The sequence below is a fragment of the Pseudomonas sp. FA-1 genome (assembly GCF_056856075.1).
This window is the reverse complement of record NZ_JBWXTH010000002.1, coordinates 577,220-595,755: the sequence shown is the minus strand read 5'-3', so window position 1 is coordinate 595,755 and position 18,536 is coordinate 577,220. Positions and strand designations below refer to the sequence as shown.

The window sequence follows — 18,536 nt, the reverse complement described above, 5'->3', positions numbered from 1 at the left end:
CGATTGGGGCCGCAAAGCGGCCCCAATGGTCAATCAGTTGCCGTACACCGGCAGCTTCTTGCAGATCGCCTTGACCTTCTCGCGAACGGCATCGATCACCGCTTCGTTGTTCAGGTCAGCCAGGATGTCGCAGATCCAGCCAGCCAGCTCACGGCACTCAGCTTCCTTGAAGCCGCGGGTGGTCACCGCCGGGGTGCCGAAACGCAGGCCCGAGGTGACGAACGGGGAGCGTGGATCGTTCGGCACCGAGTTCTTGTTGACGGTGATGAACGCCTTGCCCAAGGCCGCGTCAGCGTCTTTGCCGGAGATATCCTGCTTGATCAGCGACAGCAGGAACAGGTGGTTCTGGGTGCCGCCGGATACGACGTCGAAGCCACGCTCGATGAACACGCTGGCCATGGCCTGGGCGTTCTTCACCACTTGCTGCTGATAGGCCTTGAACTCAGGCTGCAGGGCTTCCTTGAAGCAGATGGCCTTGGCAGCGATGACGTGCTCCAGTGGGCCGCCCTGGGCGCCCGGGAAGACGGCTGCGTTGAGCTTCTTCTCGATCTCTTCGTTCTTGCGAGCGAGGATCAGGCCGCCACGTGGGCCGCGCAGGGTCTTGTGGGTGGTGGTGGTGACCACGTCGGCGAACGGCACCGGGTTCGGGTAGACGCCAGCGGCGACCAGGCCGGCCACGTGGGCCATGTCGACGAACAGGTAGGCACCGACCTTGTCGGCGATGGCGCGGAAGCGGGCGAAGTCCAGGACCTGGGAGTAGGCCGAGAAGCCGGCGACGATCATCTTCGGCTTGTGCTCGACTGCCAGGCGCTCGACTTCGTCGTAGTCGATCAGGCCGTTGGCATCGATGCCGTACTGGATGGCGTTGTACAGCTTGCCCGAGGAGCTGACGCTGGCGCCGTGGGTCAGGTGGCCGCCGTGGGCCAGGCTCATGCCCAGGATGGTATCGCCAGCCGACAGCAGGGCCAAGTAGACCGCAGCGTTGGCCTGGGAGCCGGCGTGCGGCTGGACGTTGGCGTAGTCGGCGCCGAACAGTTGCTTGGCGCGGTCGATGGCCAGTTGCTCGACGACATCGACGTACTCGCAACCACCGTAGTAGCGCTTGCCTGGGTAGCCTTCGGCGTACTTGTTGGTCAGTACCGAGCCCTGGGCCTCCATGACCGCGGGGCTGGTGTAGTTTTCAGAAGCGATCAGCTCGATGTGCTCTTCCTGGCGCAGAGCTTCTTGCTGCATGGCTTCGAAGAGCTCGGCGTCGTACTTGGCAATGGTCAAATCACGGCTGAACATGGCGGTCCTCAAGGATCGGGCTGAATTGGGGGGGCATTCTAACCGATTGATCGGCGCCTGGCATATGAAGTGGCATCAAGTTGCGGACCGATGGGGCTCATGTTACAGGCCGCGTGGCGACTGGGCTTCAGTTGACTTTCAGGTCCGGTTTTTTGCCTGCTGCGCTGGGCCCTTGTAGGAGCGGCCTTGTGCCGCGAAAGGGCTGCAAGGCAGCCCCGGCAATTTCTGTCAGGACGCAGATCCTGGGGCGCTTCGCACCCCTTTCGCGGCACAAGGCCGCTCCTACAGGAGGCCATATGGCACCACGGTCACTGGAACATGAACAGGGTCTCGTTGCTGAACTGCGCCTCGAACTGGCCGGCTGGCATTGGCCGCCCGAACAGATAGCCCTGCACTTCGTCGCAGCCGTGTTCGCGCAGGAATTCCAGCTGCTCGTGGGTTTCCACACCCTCGGCGATCACCGCCAGGTTCAGGCTGTGGGCCATGGCGATGATCGCGCGAGCGATCTGCGCATCCTGCTCGCCTTCGGGCAGGCCATCGACGAAGGTGCGGTCGATCTTCAACACGTCGATGGGGAATTGCTTGAGGTAGTTCAGCGACGAATAGCCGGTGCCGAAGTCGTCGACCGCGATGCTCAGGCCCAGGACCTTCAAACCGTCGAGGATCTGCATGGCCTCGTCGACGTCGCGCATCAGGATGCTTTCGGTCAGTTCCAGCTCGAGGCAGGCCGGCGGCAAGCCGATTTCCTCGAGAATGGTGGCGATGCGCGTGCCCAGCTGGCCGTCTGAGAACTGCCGTGCCGAGATGTTCACCGAGACCTTGGGCACCCGCACCTTGGCCTTGTGCCAGGCCTTGAGCTGGCGGCTGGCTTCGCGCAGCACCCAGTCGCCGACATCGACCACCAGGCCCAGCTCCTCGATCACCGGGATGAAGTCGCCCGGCGGTACCAGCCCCCGGCGCGGGTGGCGCCAGCGCAGCAGGGCCTCGGCCCCGGTCAGCCGCTTGCCATCGCCGCTGAACTGCGGCTGGTAGTAGAGAATGAATTCGTTCTGCTCCAACGCATGGCGCAGGTCGCTCTCCAGCTCCAGGCGCTCCAGGGCGCTGGCGTTCATATCGGCCTGGTAGAACTGGAAGTTGTTCTTGCCGCGTTCCTTGGCGTGGTACATGGCGGTGTCGGCGTTCTTCATCAACTGGCTCAGTTCGCTGCCGTCCTGCGGGCTCAGGGCGATGCCGATGCTGGCGGTGACGAAGAATTCGCGGTTTTCCAGCACGAACGGCCGCACCAGGCTGCCGAGAATGTTCTCAGCCACATGGATGGCGCGATTCAGGGCCATCTCGCGGCTGGCCCTGGGCTGCAGCAGCAGAGTGAATTCATCGCCGCCCATGCGCGCCACGGTGTCATCGTCATCGACGCAGGCCAGCAGGCGCTGGGCCATGTCCTTGAGCATGCGGTCGCCTGCGGCATGGCCGAGGGAGTCGTTGATCGGCTTGAAGCGGTCCAGGTCCAGGAACATCAGCACCACCCACGCCTTGTGCCGCTCGGCCTGTTGCAGCGCCGTATACAGGCGGTCCTGGAACAGGGTGCGGTTGGGCAGGTGGGTCAGGGCATCGTAGTAGGCCAGGCGATGGATGCGCTGCTCGCTGGCCTTGCGCTCGCTGATGTCGGTGAAGAAGCATACGTAGCTGGCCAGGTCGCCCTCGTCGTCGAGCACCGCGGTGATGCCGACCCAGGCCGGGTAGTGTTCACCGTCGCGACGCTTGAGCCAGACCTCGCCTTCCCAGCTGCCATGCTGGTGCAGTTGCTTGACCACGTAGCGCAGGTGCGCCTCTTGCTGCTCGTCGACGGTGAGCAGACTCGGCAGTTGATCGAGCACTTCGCTGACGTCGTAGCCGCTGACCCGGCTGAACGCTTCGTTGGCCTGCACGATGTAGCCGGCCGGGTCGGTGATGAGGATGGCCGAGGTGGAATGCTCGAAGACGGTCGCGGCCATGCGCAGGTCTTTTTCTGCGCGGCGTTGCTGGCTGATGTCGCGGCCCACGCCGAGCACACCCTCGAAGTGCTCGTGGTCGTCCCACACCAGCACCAGGCGCAGTTCGATGGGGATCTTGCGGCCATCGGCGCGCAGGCAGTCGAACAGGAAGATCTGGGTGGGCAGCTGGCTGCGCAGCTGTGCCAGTTGCTCGGAGTCGCCCAGGGCCTTGCTGACCCGCTCCAGCAGGCTGTAGATGCCAGTGAGCTGGGCCGGGTTGGCGATGATCGACTGCCAGCCGTGCTCGAAGATCCAGTCGGCCGGGTAGCCCAGCACGGCCTGTACCGAGGGGCTGACGTAATTGAGCTGCAGCTGGCTGTCGGTGGAGAAGATCACGTCGCTGATGCTCTCGGCCAGCATGCGGTAGCGCTGCTCGCTGTCGCGCAGCGACTCGCTGGCTTCGATCTGCACCGTCACGTCCTTGCCCACACCGATGATACGGGTGACCAAGCCGTCGGTGTCACGGGTCAGCACCTGTTCGCGGATCTCGTACCAGCGCCAACCCCCATCGCGGTGACGGAAACGCAACTGGCAGTGCAGCGACTGATCATGGCTGGTGTCGCGCTGTTGCCGGCGCAGTTGACGATAATGGTCGGCATCCTCGGGGTGCAGCAGCAGTTCCCAGAAACGGTCGCCCATCTGCGCCAGCTCCACCCGGTCGTAGCCCAGCGTCTGGCCCAGGTGGCGGTTGCTGAAGATGATCCGCTGGCTGTGCACGTCCTGCACATAGAGCTGGTCGGGAACGGTGCGGACCACGTCCGACCAGAAGCTTTCGCGCTCGAGCAGCGACAGTTCCACCTGCTTGCGGCTGGTGATATCGCTGATGCTCAAGATAACGGCCTGGTAGTCGCGCCGTTGTAATGGCAGGCGCGCCATCAGCCACAGGTGCAGTTCGCCGCCCAGGGGGGCGGGCAGGCGCACTTCGAGTTCCAGCAAACTGCGCTGTTCTATCAGCGCGTCGATCAATTGCATGCCGACGCTTTCACGGCTGTCGCCACTGCCGTCGATCAGGCGCTGCCAGGCACCTTCATGGCAGTGCACATTGAGCAACTGGCGGGCGACCTGGTTGATTTCGGTGATCTTCAGTTCCTGCAACAGCGTACGGCGCAGGCTGGCGTCCAGGGCCAGGCTGTGCCGGAGTGCGGCGCGGTTGCGCAGGTGGTAGCGGTCGAGTTGGCCAGGCAGGCTGGAGAGGTCGAGCACGCACAGCGCCACGCCCGTGCCTTCGAAGATCTCGTGGTAGCGCCGGCGGTCTTCCTGCAAGGCCCGCTGCCGGCGACGCATGTTGATCAGGGCCAAGACCGGCAACAGGGCACAGAACAAAACCAGCAGACATTTGCCGATCAAGGCCGGAAGCAGCTCGGCCCGGGCTTGCCCGGCATCGAACAGGCCGCGCAGCTGCCAAGTACTGTTGTCGATGAAGGCCAGCATCACGCTTTGCAGGTTGTCCTTGTCGCGGTCAGGCGCGCCTTGCCCCTGGAGCACCTGGCCGCTGCGGCTGTTTTCCAACAGCCAGAGGCGGCCCTTGCCGGTGAGGTGTTCGGTGAGCTGCCGGTAGTAGTCGCTGGACAGGCGCAGCAGCCAGTAGCCGCGATCCGGGTCGGCCGGCTGGCGCAGCAGCAGGTAGATGAAGCGGTTGTCGGCCGAGTTACCGAAGAAATAGGCGCCCCCCTGGTTGAGCCGCACCAGCTCGTCAAGCAATTGGCGGTCGGGGCTACCGGAGAGGCTGTCGCCCAGGACTCGTCCGGCGCTGTCCAGCCAGGCCAGGTGGCGCAGCCCGGGCAGGCGTGCGCGCAGGGTGCCGAGCACAGGTGGCAGCGCCTTTGCTGGCAGTGCGTCGGTATAAGGCTGGACCAGGTTCGCCGCCTGCTGGGCCTTGAGCGCCATGTTCAGGTTCAGGTGGTCGGCCAGCTCCGCGCTCGCCTTCAGGCTCTGCTGGTACAGGTCCGCCTGGGTATGGCGGTATTGGGCGAACAACTGCCACAACAACAGCCCTAGCAGGACCAGGGCCAGCAAAGCCAGCGCCGCCTTGAGCGAGCCACGCAAGGCACTGGCCGGAGCGGCTGGAGCAGGGCACAGCGACGGTGGTTGGGTGAGATTGGTCAAGCGTTGGACCTGCGATTTGGCTGGCGATGGCAGGGCGGACTATGCATGGGCCGTGCCCGGGCACAGGGCCGGGCGCACTATATAAGGTGACGCATGAAGCCGACTAGCATGCGCGCAATTATGGCAAAGTGCCACTCGTCTGTCCGCTGCCGATGGTCGTGGCGGGCGACGGCCATTCGGCAAGACCCTGTAAGCTGTGCGAGAATACCGGCCGCTTCATAGTCAACGCTTTTTGGAGATGTACGGTTTTGGTTACCCACTATTCCACCAATGGCCTCGATTCCGCCTGCGGGCGCAGCAGTCAGACCCTGGTCAGCACTGTCGTGGCCGATGACGTATCCTGCAAGTCCTGCCAGCGCTCCCTGGCCAAGCCGGACGCCGCCGCTGCCGTGCGCAAGAGCCCGTCGCTGGCTGAGCTGCGCAAGTCGGCCAAGGCCGTCGCCGAGCCGGCTGCTGCAACTGTCGCACCGGCGGCCGTAGCGGCGAAACCTGCTGCCAAGCCTGCCGCCAAGCCGGTAGCGAGCACGCCGGCCCGGTCCGGCGGCTTCAGCGTCAAGGCCGCCTGGGCTGCACGCCTGGCCGAGCAGAACGACCGTTGCCGCCTGCCGCGCGGCAAGGCGAAGCAGTCGCACGTCTGAGCGCTGCGCCGGCAGTAACGACCCAATCGCGGGACAAGCCCGCTCCCACAGGTGCTTCGAAGACCGCGTAGAGCCTGTGGGAGCGGGCTTGTCCCGTGATCGGGCTGCAAAGCGGCCCTGCCACCTGTGAATCGCCACCAGTTGGCGTAGAATGGCCCACTTTGTTCAACGTCACCCCGTAAACACATGCGTCCCCTGGCCATTGCCGGGGTCGATGTCTTTACCTATCTGATAGAGGGCTTGGTTTTGGCTCAATACGTCTACACCATGCATCGGCTGAGCAAGGTCGTGCCGCCGAAGCGGGAAATTCTCAAGAACATTTCCCTGTCGTTCTTCCCAGGCGCCAAGATCGGCGTGCTCGGCCTGAACGGTGCGGGTAAATCGACCCTGCTGCGGATCATGGCCGGCGTCGACAAGGAGTTCGACGGCGAAGCCCGTCCGATGCCCGACATCAATGTCGGCTATCTGCCCCAGGAGCCGCAACTGGACCCGAGCAAGACCGTTCGCGAAGTGGTCGAGGAAGCGGTCAGCGTGATCAAGGATGCCCAGGCGCGTCTGGACGAGGTCTACGCCGCCTACGCCGAGCCTGATGCCGACTTCGACAAGCTGGCGGCCGAACAGGCCAAGCTCGAAGCCATCCTGCAGGCCGCCGACGGCCATAACCTGGAGCGCCAGCTGGACGTCGCCGCCGACGCCCTGCGCCTGCCGCCATGGGAGGCGAAGATCGAGCACCTCTCCGGTGGTGAAAAGCGTCGCGTGGCCTTGTGCCGCCTGCTGCTGTCGGCGCCCGACATGCTGCTGCTGGACGAGCCGACCAACCACCTGGACGCCGACTCGGTGGCCTGGCTCGAGCGTTTCCTGCACGACTTCCCCGGCACCGTGGTGGCGATTACCCACGACCGTTACTTCCTGGACAACGTCGCTGGCTGGATCCTGGAACTGGACCGCGGCGCCGGTATCCCGTACGAAGGCAACTACTCGGGCTGGCTGGAGGCCAAGTCGGCGCGTCTGGAGCAGGAATCCAAGCAGCAGAGCGCCCACGAGAAGGCCATGAAAGAGGAACTGGAGTGGGTGCGCAAAGGCGCCAAGGCCCGCCAGTCCAAGTCCAAGGCCCGTCTGGCGCGCTTCGAGGAAATGCAGTCGCAGGAATTCCAGAAGCGCAGCGAGACCAACGAGATCTACATCCCGGCAGGCCCGCGCCTGGGTGACAAGGTCATCGAGTTCAAGAACGTCACCAAGGGCTATGGCGATCGCGTGCTGATCGACAACCTGTCGTTCTCCATGCCCAAGGGCGCCATCGTCGGCGTGATCGGCGGCAACGGTGCCGGTAAGTCGACCCTGTTCCGTATGCTGATGGGCAAGGAGCAGCCGGACTCGGGCAGCATCGAAATCGGTGAAACCGTGCAGCTGGCCTGCGTCGACCAGAGCCGCGAGGACCTGGACGGTGCCAAGACCGTGTTCCAGCAGATCTCCGACGGTTCGGACATGATCCGCATCGGCAACTACGAGATCCCGTCGCGCACCTACGTCGGTCGCTTCAACTTCAAGGGCGGCGACCAGCAGAAGTTCGTCAAGGACCTCTCCGGTGGTGAGCGTGGTCGCTTGCACCTGGCCCTGACCCTGAAGGAGGGCGGTAACGTCCTGCTGCTCGACGAACCGTCCAACGACCTTGACGTGGAAACCCTGCGTTCGCTGGAAGAAGCCCTGCTGGACTTCCCAGGCGCCGCGATCGTGATTTCCCACGACCGTTGGTTCCTGGACCGCGTGGCCACTCACATCCTGGCCTACGAGGACGACTCGAACGTGGTGTTCTTCGAAGGCAACTACACCGAGTACGAAGCCGACCGCAAGAAGCGCCTGGGTGATGCCGCTGCCCAGCCACACCGGGTACGGCACAAGAAGCTGGCCCAGTAAGCCGGCACACGTCGCACAACAATGGGGCCCTTCGGGGCCCCATTTTCGTGCGCGCCGTGTCCGCCCCCATGTAGGAGCGGCACAAGGCCGCTGCTACAGGATTTGTATACAGTTATAGAAAATGCACTAAAAATTTTCAGAAAAACGACATGTCGCCCTGTTCCGGTGCGATTGGTTCTTGGTAAAGTCCGGAAAAAAACCAACAAGTCCCAATCCTCTTGGTGAGATGTCTACCATGTTCGAATCCGTCGACGATTTCCTGGCCCGCCTCAAGCAGCGCGATCCGGCCCAGCCTGAGTTCCACCAGGCCGTGGAAGAAGTGCTGCGCAGCCTCTGGCCCTTCCTTGAAGCCAACCCCCGTTACTTGAAGGCCGGCATTCTCGAGCGCATGGTCGAACCGGAGCGCGCCGTATTGTTCCGCGTCTCATGGGTCGACGACCAAGGCAAGGTGCAGGTCAATCGCGGCTACCGTATCCAGATGAGCAGCGCCATCGGCCCGTACAAGGGCGGCTTGCGCTTCCACCCGTCGGTGAATCTGGGTGTGCTGAAATTCCTGGCCTTCGAACAGGTGTTCAAGAACTCGCTGACCTCGCTGCCCATGGGCGGCGGCAAGGGTGGTTCGGACTTCGATCCGAAGGGCAAGAGCGACGCTGAGGTCATGCGCTTCTGCCAGGCCTTCATGAGCGAGCTGTACCGCCACATCGGCGCCGACCTGGACGTGCCGGCCGGTGATATTGGTGTCGGGGCCCGCGAGATTGGCTACATGTTCGGCCAATACAAGCGCCTGGCCAACCAGTTCACCTCGGTGCTGACCGGCAAGGGCATGACCTATGGCGGCAGCCTGATCCGTCCGGAAGCCACCGGCTACGGCTGCGTGTACTTCGCCGAAGAGATGCTCAAGCGCCGCGACCTGCGTATCGATGGCCGCCGCGTGGCGATTTCCGGCTCCGGCAACGTGGCCCAGTACGCCGCACGCAAGGTCATGGACCTGGGCGGCAAGGTGATCTCGCTGTCCGACTCCGAAGGCACCCTGTTCTGTGAAGCGGGCCTGACCGACGAGCAGTGGGATGCACTGATGGAGCTCAAGAACGTCAAGCGTGGCCGTATCAGCGAGCTGGCCAGCCTGTACGGTCTGGAGTTCCGCAAGGGCCAGACCCCGTGGAGCCTGCCGTGCGACATCGCCCTGCCATGCGCCACCCAGAACGAGCTGAACGCCGAAGACGCCCGCGCCCTGCTGGCCAACGGCTGCATCTGCGTGGCCGAAGGCGCCAACATGCCGACCACCCTCGAGGCTGTGGATATCTTCCTGGAAGCCGGGATTTTGTATGCCCCGGGCAAGGCCTCCAACGCCGGTGGTGTAGCCGTCTCGGGCCTGGAGATGTCGCAGAACGCCATGCGCCTGCTGTGGACCGCCGGTGAAGTGGACAGCAAGCTGCACAACATCATGCAATCGATCCACCACGCGTGCGTGCACTACGGCGAAGAGGCCGACGGCACCATCAACTACGTCAAGGGCGCCAATATCGCGGGCTTCGTGAAGGTCGCCGATGCGATGCTGGCCCAGGGCGTGGTCTGATTCGAGAACCGGGGGCCGCTTTGCGGCCCTTTCGCGGCACAAGGCCGCTCCTACAGAAGATTCCGTCCCCCTGTAGGAGCGGCCTTGTGCCGCGAAAGGGCTGCAACGCAGCTCCAGCCATCTTAATCTTCAGCCAAAATGGCCACCACCTCGATCATCTGATCTCCTGCCGGCCTTCGCCACAGCACCTCGTCCCCAGGCCCAGCCCCCAGCAGCGCTCGCCCCAGGGGCGATCCCCAATTGACCAACCCACGCAGTGCATCGGCCTGGTCCTCACCCACCAGCTGCACCTGCTGCTCCTGGCCCTCGTCATCGACGAAGCGCACCCGGCTGCCGATCTGTACCTTTTCCGTGGATGTGGCCGGTGGCACCACCTGGGCACTCTGTACCCGGGCCGTGAAATAACGCAGGTCCCGCTCGGTGTCGGCCAGGCGCTGCTTGTCGGTACGTTCGCCCTGGCCCAGCAGCTCGCTGCGCAGCGCATTGAGCTCGGCCACTCGTTGCTGCAACTGGGCAAGGCCGGTGGCGGTGACATAATTGGGCTGGTCGCTGACCCGCCGCTCCACCGGCTGGCTGGCCTGGGCGGCGGCCTGGTCTTCGTTGACGAATGCTCGGCTCATGAAAGGCCTCCTTGTGCAGGAGACCATGGTGGCAGGGAGTGGGTTTCAACGGTTGTCCGTTTGCGACTCATTGGCGGCGATAGGCGCGTGCGGCGCCGCGATCCTTCTCCTGCTGCCAGTCCCGGTCACGTTCGTCCCAGTAGCGTTCGCGGTACTGGCGCAGGTCTTCGTTGCTCTGCATGGCGTGGCATTGGCGGAAGCCGTCGTCCCAGCCGCTGGCGTACTGGCGCTCGTGCAGGTAGCGCGGCACGTTCTTGCGAAAATCCCCGACCATAAGCCCTGCAGCTTGGCGGCCGCTGCTGCAACCGTCGCCGAAGCCATCGGCATAGGCCGGTGGGTAGCCTTGGTCGATCATCTGTTCATGGGCCGACTGGCAACCCACCAAGAGCAACGTTATCCACAAACCGAACCCGTACCGCCACATATCCACAACCTCCGACCGACAGGTGAAAGTCTAGGTGGCGATTTGTCGGGGGGCTGTCAAAACGGTGTCAAAGGCTCGATGCGGTGATTGCCCCGCGATTGGGCCGCAAAGCGGCCCTGTTCGCGTCAGTAGTGGTACCACTTCAATTCGAGCATCACCTCGTTCTGTGCGGTAGCCAAGTGGCTGAACTCGCGACTGGCGCTCAGGCGCAGCCCCAGGTTCTGGCTGATCTCCCATTGCTGATTGAGGCTCAGGCTGCGACGCACCTCGCCATTGGCGAAGTAGTCCCCCTTGGCCTCCAAGGTCAGGTTGCCCAGCCCGTTGCGCCACAGCAGGCCTCCATTGAAGCCGGCAGCTGGGGCGACGAACTGGGCGAAGTCGTTGTGATGCTCGACCCGCAGCGTGCCCAGGGCAAAGCCCAGCAGGCCGTCGGCCAACTGCCAGGTGGCGCCGGCCCCGCCATTGACATGGCTGACCAGCACCTCGTCGTCATGCTTGCCCGGCACTCGTTCCAGCCCGCCTGCCACCTGCCAAGACCAGGGCTGCAACAACGCGTTGCGCGGGGTCAGGGAGCGGATCGTCGCCAAGTCCAGGCGCTGCACTTGCCAGTCGTTGCCTTCGTACTGGCGCAGCTTGAGCTGGAGAATCTCGATCTGCGCACCCAGGGGGAAGCCATAGGCGTTGTCGTTGAGGTCGTGGTAGGCCATGCGCAGGCCATATTCGGCGTAGGCGCGGTCTTCCCGGGTACCGACCCCCAGCTGCCAGGTGCGCGACTGATGGCCGTCCTCGGGTAGGCCCGGGCGTTCGATCTGCAGGGGCGGCGGCGGGTTGCGGTTGATTGCCCGTAACAGTTCGAAGCTGCGCCTGGCCTGGGCAGGGTCGCGTTGCTGACCGTTGGCGCGGTAGCGTTCCAGCCGGTAGGCCGCGTCCTGCACCAGGGCCTGGCGGTCACGGGGCAGGGCGGTGAAGGCCGGCGACTGCAACAGGTCGGTGTCGGCGCTGACGGCCAGCACCTGTTGTTTTTCCTCATGGTCCAGCGGCTCGGCGCGGGCCAGCAGCTCGCGTTCGCGGGAAGGCCGGTAGTGAACGCTGGCCACCAGGCCCGATTGCTTGACCGCCTTGACCGTGTCGGTGGGGATGGCGGTCAGCGGGAACTGCGAAGTCAGGTCCAGGCTCGGGCGCGCGACCTGCAGCAGCTCCAGCAGGCGGTAGGAGCAGTTCTCGTCGAAGAAGAAGTAGTCGAACTGGATCTGCTTGAGCTCCCACACGTGCTCGACCATGCGTCCGGTTTCCTCTGGGGTGAGGTCCAGCTGGTACTCCCACAGGTCCCGGTTTTCCAGGCTGCGGTATTCGGAGAGCTTCTCTTGGTAGGGCATCAGTGCGAACAGGCCGGGGTAGCCGCCCATCAGGCCTTTCCAGGCATAGAGGATGCTGTTGTCACTGCCTTCGATATAGGCGCCGAAATTGATCGCGTAGCTCAGCAGCGCCGTGTCGTCGCTACGGGTTTTCGACTGGTCGATGCGCAGCAGGGTATGGCCGAACATCGACGAAGGGCTGTTCAGGTAGGCGGCCGGGAACACCAGCACGGCACTGTGCGGGTCGATGGACTTGTACCAGGTCGCGAACTCCTGGCAGTCAGGTTGCGGTAGATCGGTGAGCTGCAGCTGCTCACGCAGCCAGCGGGTGCGCGCCGGGAACACGCACTGGGCATGCTTGTCACCCAGGCTGGCCGGGGCATACAGCGCTTGCACCGTAGCCTGGAGCTCCTGCTCGGGGTGATGGGCGCCGTCTTCGGCGAGGAAGAAGGCATCGTCGTCCACATAGCTGCGCCAGCCACCGAGCTTGGCCGTTTCGTAGTGGCCGAGGGCGATCCAGTAGGGCGTCGAGGCCAGTTGTCGTACACGGGCCGGGTCGAGCTGTGGCGCGGCATGAAGCGGGGCACTGGCGACCAGCGCCAGGCAAGCGAGGCGTTTGAGCATATCGGGCAACTACGTCTGGATGATGCCGAAGGTGAAATTGACCGAACCCGCCCCGAAGCCGGGGCGGGAAGGGCAGGACTCAGGCCTCGGTGGCGTATTTGGCCAGGCGTGGGTCGCTCTTGAGCACAGCCAGGGTGTTGCTGTGGACGGTTTCGGCGGTGACGTCGGCGCTGCTGAAGATCTCGCTGAAGTGCTGGTGGGTGACGGCGGCGAAGTGCGCGCGGTCTTCAGGTGCCACGCCGAGGACCACGGCGTAGGTGGTCAGGGCTTCGCCCTGGCCCTGGGCCATGTCTTCGGAGAGTTCGTTCATCATGCCGTTCATGGCGAACCAGGACTTGCCGCCATAGGTCAGGGAGGCCTTGGTCGAGCAGCCGTTGGTGCCCGAGGTCATGCCGAACGTCGCGTTGCCGGAGGTGCCGTTGGTGGTGGAGGCCAGGAAGTGGGCCGGTGTGCCGCGCTGGCCCTCGAAGAGCATGTTGCCCCAGCCGCAGTTCGGGCCACCTGGCGCTTCGGCCATGGCGTTGATCGAGACAGCGGCGAACAGAGTACCCAGAAGAATCCGTTTCATAGCTTTGTTCTCTTTCGTAGACGTACCAATGGTCAGGGTTCTGGCAACGCGGTTGCCAGGTCGGGAAAGCAAATACGCCCACCCGCGCAGGTTGGAGTTTAGGCATGATCCAAAGGTTGCGTTATTTATTGCGAAAAATTGCATGTGTGGATGTACCTGTGCCCCTGCGACATAAAGTCCCGGCAAGCCTTGCAAGCTGCGCGCAGGCAGCGCCAGAATGCCTGTCATCCGCCCCGCCGAAGTAAGGAAACCCAATGCCCGATCCTGTCGCCTCGCGCCTGCGTCTCGCGCCCGAAGCCCTGACCCGGCGTTTCTCCGCTGAACAGTTTGCCTTTGCCACCACCGACGATCTGGAGCCGTTTCGAGGCGTCCTGGGCCAGGAGCGTGCCGTCGAGGCCCTGCAATTCGGCGTGGCCATGCCGCGCCCCGGCTACAACGTGTATGTAATGGGCGAGCCCGGCACCGGGCGCTTCTCGTTCGTCAAGCGCTACCTCAAGGCCGAGGGCAAGCGCCAGCAGACCCCCGCCGACTGGGTCTACGTCAACAACTTCGACGAAACCCGCGAACCCCGGGCCCTGGAGCTGCCGGCCGGGAGCGCCAGCGAATTCATCGCCGACATGAACGGCCTGATCGACAACCTGCTGTCGACCTTCCCGGCGGTGTTCGAACACCCGTCCTACCAGCAGAAGAAGGGGGCCATCGACCGCGCCTTCAACCAGCGCTACGACCGTGCCCTGGACGTGATCGAGCGGGCGTCGCTGGAAAAGGACGTGGCCCTGTACCGCGACGCCAGCAATGTCGCCTTCACCCCCATGAGCGAGGGCAAGGCCCTGGACGAAGCCGAGTTCGCCCAGTTGCCCGAGGAGGTGCGCGAGCGCTTCCACGAGGACATCGCCGAACTCGAGGAGCGCCTCAACGAGGAGCTGGCCAGCCTGCCGCAATGGAAGCGTGAGTCGAACAACCAGCTGCGCCAACTCAACGAGGAAACCATCACCCTGGCGTTGCAGCCGTTGCTGGCGCCCTTGTCGGAGAAATACGCCGAGAACGCCGCGGTCTGCGCCTACCTGCAGTCCATGCAGCTGAACCTGCTGCGCACCGTGGTCGAGCAACTGGTCGACGACAGCAAGCCCGACGCTGTGGCGCGCAAGATGCTCGAGGAGCAGTATGCGCCGAGCCTGGTGGTCGGCCACCACGCCAGCGGCGGTGCGCCGATGGTGTTCGAACCTCACCCGACCTACGACAACCTGTTCGGGCGCATCGAGTACAGCACCGACCAAGGCGCGCTCTACACCTCCTATCGCCAGCTGCGCCCGGGCGCGCTGCACCGTGCCAACGGCGGCTTCCTGATCCTGGAAGCGGAAAAGATGCTCGGCGAGCCGTTCGTCTGGGACGCCCTCAAGCGGGCCCTGCAATCGCGCAAGCTGAAGATGGAGTCGCCCCTGGGCGAGCTGGGCCGGGTCGCGACGGTAACCCTTACGCCGCAGATGATCCCGCTCAACGTCAAGCTGGTGATCATCGGTTCGCGCCAGCTCTACTATGCCCTGCAGGACCACGACCCGGACTTCCAGGAGATGTTCCGGGTGCTGGTGGACTTCGACGAGGACATGCCGCTGGTCGATGAGAACCTCGAGCAGTTCGCCCAGTTGCTGCGTACGCGCACCAACGAGGAAGGCATGGCGCCGTTGACGGGGGATGCGGTGGCGCGCCTGGCCACCTACAGCGCCCGCCTGGCAGAAAACCAGTCGCGCCTGTCGGCACGTATCGGTGACCTGTTCCAGCTGGTCAGCGAAGCGGACTTCATCCGTCAGTTGGCCAACGAGGAGATGACCGACGCCGGGCACATCGAGCGCGCCCTCAAGGCCAAGGCCACCCGCACCGGGCGTGTTTCCCAGCGGGTGCTCGACGACATGCTCGCCGGGATCATCCTGATCGACACCGAAGGCGCGGCCATCGGCAAGTGCAACGGCCTGACCGTGCTCGAGGTGGGCGATTCGGCATTCGGTATGCCGGCACGTATCTCCGCCACCGTCTACCCGGGCGGCAGCGGCATCGTCGACATCGAGCGCGAGGTCAACCTGGGCCAGCCTATCCACTCCAAGGGCGTGATGATCCTCACCGGCTACCTGGGCAGCCGCTATGCCCAGGAGTTCCCCCTGGCGATCTCGGCGAGCATCGCCCTGGAGCAGTCCTATGGCTACGTCGATGGCGACAGTGCCTCGCTCGGCGAGGTCTGCACCCTGATCTCGGCGCTGTCGCGCACCCCGCTCAAGCAGTGCTTCGCCATCACCGGGTCGATCAATCAGTTCGGCGAGGTGCAGGCGGTCGGTGGGGTCAACGAGAAGATCGAGGGCTTCTTCCGGCTCTGCGAAGCGCGCGGCCTGACCGGCGAGCAGGGGGTGATCATCCCCCGTGCCAACGTCGCTACGCTGATGCTCGATGAGCGTGTGTTGCAGGCCGTCGAGGCCGGCCGCTTCCATGTCTACGCCGTCAGCCAGGCCGATGAGGCCTTGAGCCTGCTGGTGGGCGAGGAAGCCGGTGCGCCGGACGAGAAGGGCCAGTTCCCCGAGGGCAGCGTCAACGCCCGAGTGGTGGAGCGCCTACGAGTGATCGCCGAGATGATCAGCGAAGAAGACGTCAAGGAAGCCGAGAAGGAGCGCCTGGAGGAGGTGGTGGCCCAGGCCAGCCCGGCCTGAGTCAATTAACCGGCGCTGACGGCCAGTGGCTACCGTTTAGCGCCGGTTTTCCATCTTTTTCCGCGGGTCTTCTATGCTGGAACTTAAGGACGGCAGCAGCGTTCAGGATGGAAACAGCCCTGGGTTCCGGGCTGAACAAGGCTTCACGGAGGGGACGCCGCCATGCGCAACCTCAGCCTCACCCGCCAGTGCCTGGGCCTGGTGACCCGCATCGAATGCAGCATACGCCCGCTGGCTGGCGACACCGGCATGTGGACCCTGCTGTTCGCCGCCGGCATGGCGGGGGAGCAGCCTTCGGCCATCAAGGCCCAAGGGCCATTCCACGGGCCGATGGTGGCCGAGTCGGTGCTCAATGCCATTGTCGACAGCCTGACCCTGCACGGCTACCAAGTCGCCGATGATCCACAGATCTGGTGCCTGCACTTGCAGGCGCAGCTGCGCAGGATCAATGGCGAGCGTTGCCGCAACCTTGGGGATTTCCAGTTCCATCCCGAAACCTGAAGCCGAGGGGGCGTTGGCACGGTCTCTGTTCTGAACACAGCACAGGACAGGTGGGAGCCGGCTTGCCGGCGAATGGGCCGTAAATCGACCTCGACACTGGCAGGCTTTTGCTGTCGGGACGTGGATGGCTATACTCGCGCCTCGCTTTTTCGTCATCTCACGAGTCTCTACCTCCCATGGAACGTTTCCTCGAAAACGCGATGTATGCCTCGCGCTGGCTGCTCGCTCCGATCTACTTCGGCCTGTCCCTGGGCCTGCTGGCCCTGGCACTGAAATTCTTCCAGGAAGTCGTCCACGTCCTGCCCAACGTCTTCTCCTTGAGCGAAGCCGACCTGATCCTGGTGATCCTCTCGCTGATCGACATGTCGCTGGTCGGCGGCCTGCTGGTCATGGTGATGATCTCTGGCTACGAGAACTTCGTCTCGCAGCTGGACATCGACGACAGCAAGGAGAAGCTCAACTGGCTGGGCAAAATGGACTCTTCCTCGCTGAAGATGAAGGTTGCGGCGTCGATCGTGGCGATCTCCTCCATCCATCTGCTGCGGGTGTTCATGGATGCCCAGAACATCTCCACCGACTACCTGATGTGGTACGTGATCATCCACATGACGTTCGTCATCTCGGCCTTCGTCATGGGCTATCTGGATAAAGTCACCAAGCACTGACAGCACTGCTGTCGGCAGTACCCGCCGCCCGTCCGTTGCAAAAACGGACGGGCGGTCGCGTTCATGGCTTGTGGTTTTGCCTGGGCTGTACAAAAAATGAGCAGTCATGCGTGGTTCCCGTTGCGAGGTGCTCTCATGAACCTGCATCAGCTCAATGTCGAGGCCAGGGCCGGCCATGTCGATGAACTCAACCTGATCGCCATCGAAGGCGGCGACTACTTGCTCGAGGCCCGGGTCAAGGGGCATGCCCATCCGCTGGCCGATGTCCGTGGCGAACGGCTGCGGGTGCATTCGGTGGAGGATGCGCGCAGCCTGCTCAGTGCCGTGCCGCTGTTGTCCATGAACTTGGTGCACTGGTCCGTCCAGGACGAGATGTGCGGAATGGGCACGCACCCGGAAGAAGACCTGAAGGTGCCGATTTCCCAGCGTTCGGCCTGGTAGTTCTGATAGCTGATCACTGCGCCGCTGTGTGCTAGGCTTCACGCCCTTTTTTCATGCAGGGCGGATTACCTTCGCCCTCAAGCGGAGAGTGAAATGTCCGAACTCAACCTGACCACCGACGAATCGCGCGTCAGCTACGGCATCGGCCGTCAGCTGGGCGGCCAGCTGCGCGACAACCCACCGCCAGGCGTGAGCCTGGAAGCCATCCTGGCCGGCCTGACCGACGCCTTCAACGGCGCCGACAGCCGCGTCAGCGAGGCCGACCTGTCGGCCAGCTTCAAGGTCATCCGTGAAGTGATGCAGGCCGAAGCTGCTGCCAAGGCCGAAGCCGCCGCTGCTGCCGGCAAGGCCTTCCTGGTCGAGAACGCCAAGCGTGAAGGCATCATCACCCTGGCCTCGGGCCTGCAGTATGAAGTCCTGACCGCAGGCGAAGGCGCCAAGCCGAGCCGCGAAGACAACGTGCGTACCCATTACCACGGCACCCTGATCGACGGCACCGTGTTCGACAGCTCCTACGAGCGTGGCCAGCCGGCTGAATTCCCGGTCGGTGGCGTGATCGCTGGCTGGACCGAAGCCCTGCAGCTGATGAACGCCGGCAGCAAGTGGCGCTTGTACGTACCGAGCGAACTGGCCTACGGTGCCCAGGGCGTTGGTAGCATCCCGCCGCACAGCGTGCTGGTGTTCGACGTCGAGCTGCTCGACGTTCTGTAATGCCCTTGTGCCGCGAAAGGGGCGCAACGCGCCCCTCTCTTTCAACCCAGCCTCAATTCCAGTCCGTTCCCCCAGGGCGCAACGCCCGCGCATAGCAGAACAGGAACAGATTGCGTACCAGCTCCTTGAGCACCCCAGGCTCGCTTGAATTCAAGCCATTGATGTCCAGGTCGCCCTGGTCGCGCAGTTCATCGAGCGCGTCTTCTTCGAGCACGGCGCACACTTCGCCGGTGTCCCGGTGGAGAATTCTCAGGTAGGGGTGCGGCCGGTCGAGCCAGGCATCGATCAGATAGGTCATGGCTGTTCTCCTTGGAAAGCGGGTTCCAATGAGAATAATTCTTATTATCAGAATAGCAAGGCCCTATTGGCTATTTTCTTCCAGG

At 63.9% G+C, this 18,536-nt stretch carries 15 protein-coding genes; 8 read left to right on the top strand and 7 right to left on the bottom strand.

Annotated elements, in window-relative coordinates; all coding sequences use genetic code 11:
* Positions 1–33: 33 nt before the first annotated feature.
* Both glyA and AC1MHZ_RS06755 read right to left on the bottom strand, forming a co-directional pair.
* The gene (glyA, locus tag AC1MHZ_RS06760) at positions 34–1,287 is read right to left on the bottom strand and encodes a serine hydroxymethyltransferase (RefSeq protein WP_084858448.1); all 1,254 of its coding nucleotides are present in this window, start codon (positions 1,285–1,287) and stop codon (positions 34–36) included.
* Positions 1,288–1,595: 308 nt separating this feature from the next.
* A complete protein-coding gene (locus AC1MHZ_RS06755) occupies positions 1,596–5,423 on the bottom strand; it encodes a sensor domain-containing protein (RefSeq protein ID WP_368830033.1) in 3,828 nt (1,275 codons plus the stop codon).
* Positions 5,424–5,671: 248 nt separating this feature from the next.
* Between AC1MHZ_RS06755 and AC1MHZ_RS06750 the strand changes: the two genes are divergently transcribed.
* The 3 genes from AC1MHZ_RS06750 (at position 5,672) to gdhA (ending at position 9,551) form a co-directional block, all read left to right on the top strand.
* Positions 5,672–6,061, top strand: coding sequence for a hypothetical protein (locus tag AC1MHZ_RS06750; RefSeq protein WP_084858633.1), 390 nt, complete (start codon positions 5,672–5,674; stop codon positions 6,059–6,061).
* A gap of 246 nt (positions 6,062–6,307) precedes the next feature.
* Positions 6,308–7,975: an energy-dependent translational throttle protein EttA gene (ettA, locus tag AC1MHZ_RS06745; protein ID WP_084858638.1), complete on the top strand. Its 1,668-nt coding sequence runs from the start codon at positions 6,308–6,310 to the stop codon at positions 7,973–7,975.
* 235 nt (positions 7,976–8,210) lie between these two features.
* Complete coding sequence (gdhA, locus tag AC1MHZ_RS06740) at positions 8,211–9,551, top strand: NADP-specific glutamate dehydrogenase (RefSeq protein WP_084858637.1); 1,341 nt, start codon at positions 8,211–8,213, stop codon at positions 9,549–9,551.
* 122 nt (positions 9,552–9,673) lie between these two features.
* Here the strand turns inward: gdhA and AC1MHZ_RS06735 are convergent, their stop codons facing one another.
* From AC1MHZ_RS06735 to AC1MHZ_RS06720, 4 genes are all read right to left on the bottom strand, one after another.
* Positions 9,674–10,171, bottom strand: a complete 498-nt coding sequence (locus tag AC1MHZ_RS06735; RefSeq protein ID WP_084858632.1) for a GreA/GreB family elongation factor — start codon at positions 10,169–10,171, stop codon at positions 9,674–9,676.
* 67 nt (positions 10,172–10,238) lie between these two features.
* Complete coding sequence (locus tag AC1MHZ_RS06730) at positions 10,239–10,595, bottom strand: hypothetical protein (protein WP_084858631.1); 357 nt, start codon at positions 10,593–10,595, stop codon at positions 10,239–10,241.
* 125 nt (positions 10,596–10,720) lie between these two features.
* Positions 10,721–12,574, bottom strand: coding sequence for an Lnb N-terminal periplasmic domain-containing protein (locus AC1MHZ_RS06725; protein ID WP_482966155.1), 1,854 nt, complete (start codon positions 12,572–12,574; stop codon positions 10,721–10,723).
* A 79-nt stretch (positions 12,575–12,653) separates the two neighbouring features.
* The gene (locus AC1MHZ_RS06720) at positions 12,654–13,142 is read right to left on the bottom strand and encodes a DUF3015 domain-containing protein (RefSeq protein ID WP_084858629.1); all 489 of its coding nucleotides are present in this window, start codon (positions 13,140–13,142) and stop codon (positions 12,654–12,656) included.
* 254 nt (positions 13,143–13,396) lie between these two features.
* On the opposite strand from AC1MHZ_RS06720, the gene AC1MHZ_RS06715 reads away from it, so the two are divergent.
* From AC1MHZ_RS06715 to bamJ, 5 genes are all read left to right on the top strand, one after another.
* The gene (locus AC1MHZ_RS06715) at positions 13,397–15,835 is read left to right on the top strand and encodes a Lon protease family protein (protein WP_084858628.1); all 2,439 of its coding nucleotides are present in this window, start codon (positions 13,397–13,399) and stop codon (positions 15,833–15,835) included.
* A 162-nt stretch (positions 15,836–15,997) separates the two neighbouring features.
* Positions 15,998–16,336, top strand: coding sequence for a PA4575 family protein (locus tag AC1MHZ_RS06710; protein WP_084858627.1), 339 nt, complete (start codon positions 15,998–16,000; stop codon positions 16,334–16,336).
* A 176-nt stretch (positions 16,337–16,512) separates the two neighbouring features.
* Complete coding sequence (locus AC1MHZ_RS06705) at positions 16,513–17,001, top strand: TIGR00645 family protein (RefSeq protein ID WP_084858626.1); 489 nt, start codon at positions 16,513–16,515, stop codon at positions 16,999–17,001.
* Positions 17,002–17,136: 135 nt separating this feature from the next.
* Complete coding sequence (locus tag AC1MHZ_RS06700; RefSeq protein WP_084858625.1) at positions 17,137–17,442, top strand: DUF6482 family protein; 306 nt, start codon at positions 17,137–17,139, stop codon at positions 17,440–17,442.
* 93 nt (positions 17,443–17,535) lie between these two features.
* Positions 17,536–18,153, top strand: a complete 618-nt coding sequence (bamJ, locus tag AC1MHZ_RS06695; protein WP_084858624.1) for a BamJ family beta-barrel-assembly machinery protein — start codon at positions 17,536–17,538, stop codon at positions 18,151–18,153.
* A gap of 52 nt (positions 18,154–18,205) precedes the next feature.
* On the opposite strand, the gene AC1MHZ_RS06690 is transcribed toward bamJ, so the two are convergent.
* Positions 18,206–18,451: a PA4570 family protein gene (locus tag AC1MHZ_RS06690; protein WP_084858623.1), complete on the bottom strand. Its 246-nt coding sequence runs from the start codon at positions 18,449–18,451 to the stop codon at positions 18,206–18,208.
* Between the last annotated feature and the right edge of the window lie 85 nt (positions 18,452–18,536).